Raw genomic sequence first — 13,078 nt, forward strand, 5'->3', positions numbered from 1 at the left:
AGCTTTCCATTGTCGAGCGATAAGGCAGCATAGAGTTTTGCATTCGGGCTGGTAAGCCAGAGTACAGGACCATTGGCCCAAAGCAGTCTGGTCAGGGATAAAAAGACTATGGTAAGCAATACACGCATAATAGAATCAGCTTTCAAATTTAGTCAGGGCAATAGTTTGAGCGAAACACCCAAACAACAAAATTGGGTTGGGAACATTCCCAAGTCATGGGAATGTTCCCAAATTTCACAGGGTTGGCAGATTGAATCAGAGGGGTTTTCCATTCATCAATATTTTACCCAGCCAGATGGCGGTCTGGTTGTACCGCTCAGGGTTGGCATCGATATCTGTCAGTTGTTTATCTCCGAGAATAGCGCGTTTATCTGCTTTCTCCGGGGAGATGGTAATGGTTACGGTATGTTCACCCGGTATTAGTTTGATGCAGTCAAACTGGCCACGGTAGCGGTTGTTGCAGAAATTATTGAAGCGGTTCAGCAAAGGTGTGCCTTCTTCAGTGACGGTTGACACGCGGGTACCTGGCTTTACAGCTGATAAATGTACAGGTTTCCCGTCCACTTCAATACTGAGTTGTCCTGCTTCGGGGCCACCGATATCAAACAGGCCGAACATATTTCCATTGAACCTGAAAGTAAAGCTGGAACCGGGTTCTGTGGCTTTCATGATATATGGGAACCAGCCTTTGAATTGTTTGAAAGAGGTCTGATCAGCAGGATCGATCTTCTCCCAGCCGTTGCTGAATGCAGCCACAGCTTCCGGTGCATACATGCGGGCATCTTCCCAGTTATCCGCAATCAGGGCAACAGGTAATTCATGTTTTTGAACGGTGGCTTTTGCTTTCATGGCTTCAAAGCTGCGCGCAATAGCACCCGCATAGAGATCACCGCCTTCCGTCAATGGATGGATCCCATCATTGGAGAAAACGATCTTGCCGGGAATGGATTTGCTGTCGGATTTCCAGACCAGCTTTGCTTCCTGTTCAAGCATGGCAGGCTGCATCCCCATATGGATCGATGGTATTTTGTAATGGTCCGCAATGGCTTCAAAGCCTGCGATATTCTCAGGGACCTTTCCAGCGGCATAGATCGCCGACTGCCCGTTGAATAAAGTATACAGCAGCGCAATATCAATGGCAGGATCAAACTGCCTGATCTGCCTGATCATACCTTCCAGCCCATCCCGGTAAGCGCCATTCACGGCAAACTCAATGAAGATCAGATCAGGATGATATTGCAGCAGTTGTTCGTGTAATCGGCAAGCTCCCAGATCGGTGCCGGTGCCTGATACGCCTGCATTGATAGCTTTCATAGCAACTTTTGGAAACATAGATTGGATATACCTGGCAGAACTGGCACGGTAACCGTGGACTGACTGCGTGATACTTCCACCGATATAGCCAATCGTTACCGGTTTCTTTGCTTTTGCTTTGGCAAAGAAATTGGGAAGGCCATCCCGCTGCTTACATTCTTTGGCATTATCAAAGTCCATCGGTTTGATCACCTTCGCATCTTTGGTGGCCGGATCAAAAAAGAGGGCTGATGCGCCGGATTGAGATGCAGCGATCAGTTTATCCCTGTCCGCATCGGATTTGCTGGTCTGCGCGCAAGCTGCCGCAGGGATCAACAAAAGCATCAATATGAAGTGATATGTACGCATGTTGTTTCTCTTTCTTTCGCAGTGCCGGGTCGCTCGCGTCCCCGAGTAAATGCAACTGACCTTTATTCAAACTCTATACTGGCTTTTGTTACTTTTCCATCAGCGCCTGTAACCTGCAACTCGCCTTTTAACGGTTTGTCAGTTGGAAGTTTATAAACACTCCACTCGTAGGGATATTCGTTCTTCATTATATTCTCTCCGTTCAGGCTAACCCTAATGCTTGCGCCTGTTACGGGTGCGGATTCCAGGTATCCATAAATGGAATCCCATCCGAACGGTGAACGGATCCGGAACACATAACACTTACCCCACTCAGCTCCCAGGTCGATCACCTTCATTCCATTTTTAACCGCGGTGTGCTTTGCAGGTTTGGCTGCTGTTGTCAATGGAACGGATACCGCCAGCATGCCTTTGGCCGGAACTGAAACTGTCAGTTTCCTGTTGCTCAATGCTGCTTTGGATTGTTTGCTTCCTTCAATATTATTAATAGTAACAGCAGCTGCATCTGCTACCGGTACTTCAGCGCCCACAGATACATTTGCTAATTGGTCAGCATCGGATTCATTCAGCAACAGCATCCAGAATTTGTCATTTGAAGTGGCTGTTACATAATTCAGTTCAGGCTTATCGATTTTCACCAATCCCTGCTTCATCCAGAGACTGACATTCTTGTCTCCAAAAACAGTTCCCTTGCCACCACCGAATATGCGGTTGTTGAACCACACAAAACCATCCTGCTTACCATAAGGGAAATTCACTTTCCCATTTGACTTCCTGATAGCTTCCGTAATGATATAATCAAGGGTAAAACTTAAATGCGGAGGAATATGGTGATAATAGATGGAGCTCACATCAGGCCCTTTGTAAGGAAAATCAGGCTGCATCGGGATATCCGTAAAACCTGAACCATAGTAGCCCGGATAGTTGGTGAACCTGCCGATCACTGCATTGCGTGCATAGGTCAGGAAGATCTTCTTCTGACTGTACTGGTTAAGCCTCAACAGATGTGGCGCCCAGCTGCTCATGAATACAGGCCTTACTATCTTACCTGCATCGAAATAAGTGAAGGGTTGCTCAAACCCAAGCCCTGTAGGCGATACCAGCCACTGCGGCACCTGCTTCTCCGGCGCATCACCCTTTACACGGGGAAAACCAAGGCGGTATTTCTTATCGCCCTTCCACCACAATGTGATATTGCCTTCAAAATGATTACCCGGATGAATGGTCTGCATTGAATCCTTCACCTGCGGATAAGATCTGATACCCGCCACTGTATGATACGCTGAATATTCAGCAGCATCCAGGAACCGCTTTTCTTTAGTGGCTTCGTAGAGATCTATCAGATCCCACCAGTAAGCATAAAAAGAAGTATTGTAAAATGGCTCTCTTGATAATGGTTTGGTGATATGCCCATTCACCTGCAATGCGATGAATTCGTCAGCACTTGCCATAGCCTTTGTCAGCCATTGCTTATCGCCTGTAAGCCTGTACGCAGCAAGCTGCTGCGTATAAACCGGCACTTCCACTGAGTAGCCTTTAGCCGGACGGATATTTCCACCAGGCAATGCAATTTCTTTCAGCCAGGGATTGGATTCACCCAGCAACAGGTTCAGCCCTTCATAATAGTTTGTTGTAAACTGCGAGCCGAACGGGCTCAGCTGCAAAGATTTCTTATCACTGTTGAAAGGCGTTCCAGACACCGCTTTGGCCCAGCGGAAACCGCTGCGTGACAAAGTGTATTCAATAGTTGGTAATGCGCGTTTGATATAAAAGTCTTCATCGCGGCTCATCACAGCCACAGATACCATCGTAAGCGGAGAGGAATGCACCACGGTTGGCACTACTGCAGGATTCGCTTCGATATCATAGAATCCCTTCAGTGCGGGGTCCCATCCACCGGAAACATCATTCTTCATCAGCTCCACGATATTGAAGGCCGCATCGGTCAGTGAAGTATTTACCTGTTCCCGATAATCGGTTACTTTATAGATACTGTCCGAAACATAGGCCAGCACATCGTTCCATCCGGTTGTGAAGGCACCTACAGCAAATTCTCTCTGAATGGTTTCACCGGCAGTAAGTTTTGAATCCGGCAATCCGAGCACGGGTGCAAAAGCAACCGGCTGTACCCTGTTGGCTTCATTCTTAATGGAAAAACCCATCGGACTGTTGGCACTTCCCCAGTCGTCCGACTTAAAGCTGCGCGCCAGCGCACTGGTGAACGTGCTGAACAATCCCAGCTCTGTTCTCATCTCCGCTATGCTCACGGGTTGCGGCATCATGCCGGATGGCAGCATCACGGGCTGAGGAGACAAGCGCTGGTACTGGAACATCGGAGGCAGCAGGATATTGGTGGCGCTGTCTGGCGCGATGCTCTGAAAGGCAGCAACACCCATACTGTAATACCCATCGATATTTGGCCTGAACCGAAGGCTCAGTTCCATATGCTTTGCACCCGGGGTTAAAGTCCAGATACCTTTCAGCAACTGTTCTCCGGCTACTGTATACGTTACTTCGATGCTGTTATCATTCAGTTGTTTTGCATCTATTGGTATGGCTTCGCTCACCTTGCCTGCAAAGAATGGATTGAGAATGATATCTGTTTCCAGGATGGAGTATTTCCTGCCGTTGTTCTCGAAAGAGGTCAATCCCACAGAACCGTTCCAGGAGGGAAAGAAATTACCGAAACCGAGTTGCGGATTATCTGAACGGATGATATATACTTTATGGTCTTCACGTTTTGGATCAAGACTGGCCCATTTTCCCTGCATCCTGATATCGGTTTTAGCAACCAGTCTTTTTTCTTCACTGCCGGAAGCCTGCATGAAACGCATACGCAGCTGATCGTTCTGGATCATGGCAACCGGTGGCCTGGCTCCATTGGCCATGGCTTTGGAAAGATTGGGAAATTCCACCGGCGTTGGCTTTACTGAAACAGGCTTGATCCTTAAGGGAACCAATGCAGCAAGAGCCTGTGTATTGGGATCAAAACCATCGTTGTCAGTCAACAGAATAGCGTCGCAGCGGCCGAAGTTACCACGACTATCATTCAGTCTCAGCACAGCATTACCAGCGGGCAGTTTTGCTGTTCCGATCTTTTCCCAGTAAAACCCCGGCTTTCCGTGTTTGCCTGCTTCCTGTGTCATCGGCTGATCATTCACCTGCAGACTGAAGAGGCGGGTGCCGGGCCTGTCATTAGGATAATCAGCTGCACGGACCCATACCTGGTAAGTAGCAGCTTGTTTAATTGCAACAACAGTCAATGCATCCACCGCTTTTGTTTTGCCGGACATCACGCGAAGGATCCCGTTATTGAAATATCCTTTTCCGCCCTCACGTTCTACCACCCATCCTCCTTTGAACTGGAAATCTTCCGCTTCAACCAAATGAGTTTGCTGCTGAGCCTTCGTCAGAACGGAAGTCAGCATGCAACAGGAAAGGAACAAACCGGAGAGCTTGTACATAATCTAATTTTATAGGGTGTTTACACAGGGGTTATCAGTAACTGATCTCTACCACACGGATTCCATAGGCAGGGATCGATAATGACCAATTATTGCCGGCTGAAAGCCGGGTTTTCCTACCGTCTGCAATCAGGTGCACGGCTGCAGGATTTACAGTACTATTGTCAATGATCTTACTGTAGTCGATCGCTACAGTTGTGTTCAGCACTTCATCATCGTTATTGAGCAATAGCAGGAATAATTTCTTTTTCTCTTTATTGATGGCTCCGAAATAATCCAGGTATGGGCTTTCTGTCTTCAGCATGCCCATTTTCAACAGGAGATCGGCAGATTGTCCGTAGACCGATCCCGGTTTGAATCCATAACTCTGATGAGGTCCTACTTTGGGCGTTATCCATCCCCTCGGAAAACTGATCTGTTGACTGGAGCGAAGTGATGCCTCAGACAACAGGTAATCCGTGATCCATCCTATCTGCCACCAGGCATGGTGCGGATAAGGGCCTGCTCCCCTGTTCATCACATCCCAGTAATAACTGGCAACGCTGGTACTGGAATCCACAAAAGCATCACGGCCCAAGGCCGCAGTGCGGGCCATGTTCAGGAAGAGAGAATCTTTTGTGAGCGCAAACATCCGCACGAACATACCGGCATGACTTGCCAGTAAGATCGGTCCGCGCAAAGTAGCAGAACCGAAACTGCCACCATGTTCAAAGCTCAGCCCCACCTGGCTGATCTCCCAATCCTCGCGACTTACACCACGCACTGTTTTAGGAGCTTTGGTAGGGATGGGATGCGTGTAAACAGAAGTGGTGTACAATTTAGCGGTAGTGATAGCGGCCTGCAGGTGCTTTGGATCTTTGGTGATATCATACAGGTCCAGCAATGCCTGTGCGCTCTGACCTGTTGCAAAATCAGGTGCAAAGCGGGTATCGCCACACACACCGGTGAAGTGGCCTTTGTTCACTGCATTGGTGATATACCATTGTGCCCCTTTGATGGCGGCAGTCAAATACTTTTTATCTCCCAGTAATTTGTAAGCGATCAAAAGACCATAGAATGTCGGGCGCAGATCTTCAATATCCGTGAACATCGGTTTTTGTGTGGCATGATCATACGCTACCACCCATTTACCTTCCGGGCTCATCCAGTTGAGCAGCCTGTCAGCTGCCATGCGCACTTCATTACGCATGGCGGAATCGGCCGGGTTGAACAACAGGATATTTCCTGCATCCATCAATACATAATAAGTAGTGCCGATGGGTTCCACATAAGGTCCCCACTCTTCTGTAAATTTCTTTTTTGTTGGCAGGTAATATTGTCCTGCAGCCGAACCATAAAAGAAGCCTGCCGCCGTATCCTGCTGCGTCAGCTTGAAATTCCTGGCGTAAGGCAACCTGGTTGTTTTCAGTACAGTGTCATTGGTGATGCGGGCCAGCATCCACATGGCGCCGTAGTCCGCATTCTTGATGGCCTGCCCATCTCCTCCGTAAACACCACCCCGGTAATCCTGTGCTCCTATCTTTAATCCGCGATATTCTTCCGTTCTCCATTTAGAGGTACTGTCGTCTATCACATACTGATGCATGTTCTGAATGCGGCTGGTCAGGGATTGTTTTGTTTGTTTGAGCGCCAGAAAATCTTTGAGCCTGTAAATATCACTGGCTGCATGTTTGTAAACAGAAAACCAGTTGGCGGCGCGTATAGTATAACGGAAAGAAAAAATCACCTTCTCTCCCTGCTTCAGCCAGGAGCCTTTTTCACCCAGGATCGGGTGCCAGGCCACGGGCGTCAGTTGCGCATCCCTGTTCATCACAGACAAACCCAGCTGCCAGTCATTCTGAGTGCTGTGGTCGGATTCCCAGGGATCACGACTGGTACCTGGAGCCGGTATAACGGCCATGGTCACTCCGCTTTTGTTGCTCACGAGTGGGGATAAGGTAGATGCGGTGCGCTCGCGGGTAACCACCGGCAATGCGGGGATACCCTGACCATATCCATATGCTTTCACTAAACTCTTTTCAATGGAATTTCCCTGGAAATGACCGGGTACCATAGCCCAGCCCAGGTCCTTCTTTTCAACAACAGCCAGTGATGGAGATGAAAGAGAAAAGTAACCATCCTGTTTGGCAGTCAATACCAGCTCAACCAGAACATCTCCTTCGTATCCCGGGTCCATGCGCCAGGTAGCTGATACAGATGCTTTATCAAGCTCCTGTGTGAACAGCAATCCATTGGTATTTTTTTGTACACCTGACGGATAGAAGCGGATAGCCTCACCGGCTGTATTCAGTGCCGCAGGCAATAAGGTATGCTTCCATGGCGGAAGGATGTAACGATACTGCGGTTCGGGAATATCAATGAGATTTCCTTTTTCGTCATATACTTTGGCGGGAACAGTATCCGGCTTCGATGCGGAATAGAGGAACATGTATTCACCGCTTACGCCGGGCAGGGAAGTCCATTTACCATTTTGTTTCAGCATCAGTTGCTGCAGCTGCCATCCATTGCCGGTTTTGTTCCATTGCAGCTGAAGCGAAGACGAGCTCAGCTTTGCTTTTGTACCGGCAGCCTGCTGTGCATTTGCAGTTGCTGTAAAAAGCATCGCTGCACTCACTGCTGCAATATATATGTTACGGATCAGCATCATCTGTGAATTTAATGTACGGTCTCAGGTTCCAGCTTCACTTTGCGGGAAGCCATAAAGGGTATGATGGCGCTCAGCAGGATCAGTACGGCAATACCCGCTACCATGGCGGACCCTGCAGTAGTGAGCAAGCTCAGTACAAACATCAGCACGGCAATAAAGGCCAGTGCAAAGGCAATCACACGCAGACCGAACCTGTTCTGCTTTTTGATCTCGAATGCTTCCTCTTCGTTCATCTGCAAGGCAGACTCCTTACGCTTCGCTTTACTTACCTGGAAGGCATTGTATTCAGGACTGTTTTGTTTTTTACTGATCACCCATTCATAAATGGCCAGCATCAGGAATGGCAATCCCACACCGAGCAACATCTCATTACTGCGGCTCAGTTTGAAGCCCATACTGAGCGGAAGCAGCATTTTAAAAACCAGGTTCACTCCCAGGCTCACCAGGGTAATCACCAGGGTTGCCCTGCCCGTCAGCTTTTTGGAAAACAATGCCCAGATAGGAGGCGCCAGCAAAGGGCCACCGGTAATGGCGCCGATGCTCAATGTGAATTCCACAATACCTCCGATATAGGGAACAATGAGAGCAATACCGATCATTCCAAGTCCGAACAACCAGGAAGAGATCCTTGCCACACGCATGAGTTTCCGGTCCGATGCTTTCGGATTGATACTGCCTTTGTAAATATCATTGGTGAACACCGCCGACACCACATTCAGCGCCGTGTTGGCGGAGGCGGAAGTGGAGAAATACATTCCGGTCAGGATCAGCCCCATCAAACCCGCCGGCAACACATGCTTGCAGATCATCAGATAGGCGTTCTCCGTATCCAGTCCCACCAGTGAAGGGTTGATGGTCTTGTACACCATTGGCGGCAGCATCCACAAAATCGGACTGATGATATACAGTCCTGCAAACAGGTAGGCCACTTTGGAAGCCGACTTTGGCGTGTCCACGCTGGTATAGCGTTGCACGAAAGTCCAGTTACCCCCGATATAAAAAATATGATACAATGCAAATGCTATAATGAACCCCCATGTGAATTCTCCGTTCACCACATTGAAGAATCTTTCAGGAGCCACTTCCAGAAACTTCTCTACACCACCTGCTGCATTAAATGCCAGCGGCATGATGATGAGGATAGCTGCTGTGAGGATCACAAACTGTAAAATGTCCGTTACCATTACGGCCCAGAGCCCTCCCACCGCGGTGTACGCGATCATGAAGAGCCCCAGTACAATAGTAGTTGGAAGCAAAGGAAAGCCCAGTGAGGATCCTACGAGCTTTGCCACAGAATACAATACGGAGCCTTTGATGAACAGGGACACCAGCATGAAGATGTAGATATAACTTTTCTGTACATCCACTCCCAGCCTTTCGCGGATGAACTCCGCAGCGGTGAGATTGCCGGTGGCTTTCCATCTTGGCGCCAGGTACAGACCAGTTACCAGGCCGCCGATACACATGGTCCACTGAATGGTAATTGCCACCCAGCCATGCTGGTAGGCAATCGATCCCCAGGCCACGAAAGTGCCTGCCGAGAAAAAGCTCATGAAGAGCGAGAGGCCACCGATGGTCCAGGGTACTGCTTCACCGCCGGCAAAAAAAGATTTCAGGTTCCTGCCGGTACGGGCAAACAGGAACCCGATCATCATGATGAATACTGAGAATACGATTATGACGGCGGTATCTATTGCAGTGCTCATAGTGTAATCGGAATATACTGCTCTTGACTTAAGGCGTAATAGTGATAGTGATTTCCTTCACTGTGCGTTCCGGAACATTCTCATAAGAAGCGTTGGATGCTTCAAAGATCACTTTGTAAGTACCAGGCTTATTGTACAGGTCAAGGGCCGCTACATAACGTGTAAGGTTGGTTGTGATATTCTTGATGGGAATGCCTTTATCCGGAGTGGCGATATTGGGATTGAATGTTTTGGAAAGCACCCAATCCTCATCCATGGCCGTGGGTGAGCCCACCATCAGGAGCTGCGCGCTGGTGATCACCCATGAGGTACCAGTTGGAGTTTCCATGCTCACAGCCTTCCATGCACCGGAAGCCATATTGGCCAGCAGTGTAGTGGTGCCATCAGGCTCCACGTTTTCCATATTGAATGTACGTACCACCCAACGGTTCTGCTGAGCCTGGAGCGTAGTGTTCAGATACCTGAATGCAATGGTGGCCGATCTGTTATCTGTTGTAAATTCAGAGAGATCCACTGTACCGGAAGGCACATTGTCCAATCCCTGAGAAAGCGTAACCCTGTCTGTAATATCAGTCCAGGTGGCTCCATTGATACCTGCTGCATCGTAAACTCCTTTGAAATTACTGGATACCAGTACCTGGAAGTTGTTCTTCGGCCCCCATGACTGGAACGTTGTGAACCGCATCATCAGCTTATTGCCCGTGCTGAATGTTCTGTTCCTGTATTCGTAAACACGACCGGCAGTACCGGGCCAGAACACAATATTCTGGGGATTTCCTTTGAAATTGAAAATAATGGAATCACCCATTTTAAAGGTAGAGCCATTGGCTGTGACTTCAAAATCAGGTGTACCTACTTCATCCCTTTTGGAGCAGGATGCAAGCAGTAACGTTATGATACTATAATAAAGAATTTTGTTCATGAGCTTGTTGTTGGAATTACTGAATAGGGTTTACCAACCGGGGTTTTGTGAAACATATGGATTCACGGCAATTTCTGTATTGGGTATGGGGAACAATATGCTCCTGGCAGTTACCCTTTGCGCCTGTTTGATGGCGGCATCGGATAAATTGGATGGCATGCTGGTCTGGTAAGTGCTCACCTGCTGTTGCATGGTGGTTACGTAGATCCCCCAGCGGATCAGATCATGTTTGCGCAATCCTTCATAACTCAGTTCGCGCAGGCGCTCCAGTTTGATGGCTTCCTGAAAATCCTGTGTGGCAATGCCCAGCGGGATGTCTATATCAGTATCAGCTGTTTCAACAGGTTTGCCAAACCCTCTTCTTCTCACCTGGTTCACATATTCGATAGCAGTAGCTGTAGCGCCGCCGATATGGCTCTCCGCTTCTGCATACATCAGCAGCACATCAGCGTACCTGAGCATGGGGAAATTGATATTGGTGAAATCCTGGTCCTTTGGTGTGGTCACTTCATATTCCCTTCTGTATTTTCCTACACTGCGCTCATAGATCTGGGTACTCGTCCAGTCAGTTCTTTTCACCACCGCTCTCGGGCTGCTGCCACTCACCACGGCAAAGCGGTAAGGCGCTACGGTCCAGTCGCGGCGACGGTCATTCGCCTCATAGCTGTTATACACTTTGGCAGTGACATGCACGTGATCATAGGCGAAACCGGTATCCAGGTTCGGACAGAAAATGCCCATCCATGAACCTACATAGCCTCCTTCACGAACAACGCCCTGGTTGTTTCCGAAATACTCTACTTCCCAGATGCTCTCTTTGATATCATATTTGTCCTGGCTAAGGTTGATGAAGATCTGAGAGAAGCTGGGGTTCAGTGCATGTATCTTTGAGTCGATCACTTTCTGCGCGTAGGTTTTCGCTTCAGCATATTTGGATTCATCTTTCAGCGGCTCCCCTGCCATGGTGAGGAACACTCTCGCGAGCACACCCTGCACAGCAGATTTTGTAATGCGTCCACTGTAGCCGTATGCAGTGATATCTTTCACCAGGCCTTCAGCTTCTTTCATATCCTTCACAATCTGCGCATACACTTCGGCCAGTGGTGTACGGGTGATATTCGGTTCCAGGGGTGATTTGGTGCTGGTCAGTTTGAGTGGAACAGCGCCCCAGTTATCGGCGAGTACAAAATAGTAGAAGCCCCGCAGGAAGAGCGCCTGTCCTTTTATTTCATTCTTTGCACTGTCCGGTACTTCTGCGCCACCGATATAATCCAGCAGCATATTGGCTCGTTCGATGCCAACATAGAGCGCTTCCCAACAACGGTTGAGCTCCAGCATGCTTGCGTCCAGCGTGTTGGACATATATCCTGTGGGCTGATTCTTGAGATAGAACTCATCGCTGAAAGCGAGGAATCCATAGAGGGCAGATCCGTAAGTACGGCGGTCGCCCAGGCGATCGTATACTGCAGAGAGTGCTCTGTCAAGATCACTCTGTGTTTTGTAATAGGTTTCCGGGGTGATGGAATCCACCGGTTTGGTATCGAGGAATTTGTTACAGGAGCCGAACAGCAGCACAATTGTGAAAGTTGTGAGCAAGAGGCTGCCTGCAGTGATTGCCTGCCTGAAACCGGAGACCGGTTTGCGGTTGATGCTTGTAATTGCAGGTTGCGCGGTCATATTCGAAGCAATTTAAATCGTTAGAAAGTTACGTTTACACCCAGTGTCATTGTTCTGGCTTTGGGATAGGCTGACCAGTCGAAGCTTGGCGTGAGCGGAGAGTTCCTTACAGAAACTTCCGGATCCACTCCTGTGTAGTTGGTCCAGGTAACCAGGTTCTGTGCAGCGCCAAACACGCGTATGCTCTTGATCCTGATCCGCTTCAGCACGTTGGCAGGAAGGGTGTATCCGAGTGCCACTGTTTTCAGTCGCAGGAAAGAACCATCTTCAATCACACGGCTGCTGTAAACGTTGGGACTGGTTACGCCGGCAACGGGCAGGTCAGCATTCGGATTATCGGGTCTCCACCTGTTTTCCATCGACTTGAACTGGTTCAGGAAAGGCCTTCCTTCCATGCCTTCAAACACCAGGCGGTTGGCGTTCAGCACATCATTGCCATATGACCACTGGAAGAATACGCTCAGATCGAAATTGTGATACCTGAAATTATTGGTGAAACCACCAATATGCTTCGGCATCGGGTTACCGATAATGGTCTGGTCGTTTGCATCCACCACTCCATCACCATTGATATCTTTATATTTTACAAAACCAGGTTTGATGGCTGATCTGTCCTGACCGTTGTTCACCACATTTTCTTTCAACTGATAAGTACCATTGGGAAGTACATTGAAATCTTCGATCTGGTACAATCCGTCGTTGATAAAGCCGAGGTACATAGCCACTGGCATACCGGGCTTGGCCATATAAGGAAGACCATTGTTGAAGTTATCATTCCATCCCTGAACGCGTGTAGTGATGCTGGGTTGATCGTAGTTCAGTTCAAGGATCTTATTGCGGTTGAAGGCGATATTGAAGTTGGTGCTCCAGGTGAAATTTTTATTATCGATGTTCACCGTGTTCAGGGTGAACTCCAGACCAGAGTTTGACACTTTACCGATATTCTTGTAACCAGTGAGGTAACCGGTGCTTGCTGCGAGGTTGGCGAGCAGCAGCAGAT

General features: G+C 48.7%; 6 protein-coding genes and 1 pseudogene. All 7 read right to left on the minus strand.

Annotation, left to right across the window (positions count from 1 at the left end; translation table 11 throughout):
• Positions 1 to 255: 255 nt before the first annotated feature.
• On the minus strand, positions 256 to 1,662 hold the full coding sequence (locus ACTHMC_RS24800) for an SGNH/GDSL hydrolase family protein (RefSeq protein WP_440417390.1): 1,407 nt from the start codon (positions 1,660 to 1,662) through the stop codon (positions 256 to 258).
• A 62-nt stretch (positions 1,663 to 1,724) separates the two neighbouring features.
• Positions 1,725 to 5,126: a hypothetical protein gene (locus ACTHMC_RS24805; protein ID WP_440417391.1), complete on the minus strand. Its 3,402-nt coding sequence runs from the start codon at positions 5,124 to 5,126 to the stop codon at positions 1,725 to 1,727.
• Between the two features lie 34 nt (positions 5,127 to 5,160).
• Entirely contained in the window at positions 5,161 to 7,773 is a 2,613-nt protein-coding gene (locus ACTHMC_RS24810) for a glycerophosphoryl diester phosphodiesterase (protein WP_440417392.1), read from the minus strand.
• 8 nt (positions 7,774 to 7,781) lie between these two features.
• On the minus strand, positions 7,782 to 9,479 hold the full coding sequence (locus ACTHMC_RS24815; protein WP_440417394.1) for a sodium:solute symporter family protein: 1,698 nt from the start codon (positions 9,477 to 9,479) through the stop codon (positions 7,782 to 7,784).
• Positions 9,480 to 9,507: 28 nt separating this feature from the next.
• On the minus strand, positions 9,508 to 10,401 hold the full coding sequence (locus ACTHMC_RS24820) for a DUF5017 domain-containing protein (RefSeq protein WP_440417397.1): 894 nt from the start codon (positions 10,399 to 10,401) through the stop codon (positions 9,508 to 9,510).
• A 30-nt stretch (positions 10,402 to 10,431) separates the two neighbouring features.
• Complete coding sequence (locus tag ACTHMC_RS24825) at positions 10,432 to 12,078, minus strand: RagB/SusD family nutrient uptake outer membrane protein (RefSeq protein ID WP_440417399.1); 1,647 nt, start codon at positions 12,076 to 12,078, stop codon at positions 10,432 to 10,434.
• A gap of 20 nt (positions 12,079 to 12,098) precedes the next feature.
• Positions 12,099 to 13,078: pseudogene (locus ACTHMC_RS24830) on the minus strand (SusC/RagA family TonB-linked outer membrane protein); the annotation flags it as partial.

It is taken from the genome of Pseudobacter sp. (genome assembly GCF_051955275.1).
Taxonomy (GTDB): Bacteria; Bacteroidota; Bacteroidia; order Chitinophagales; family Chitinophagaceae; genus Pseudobacter.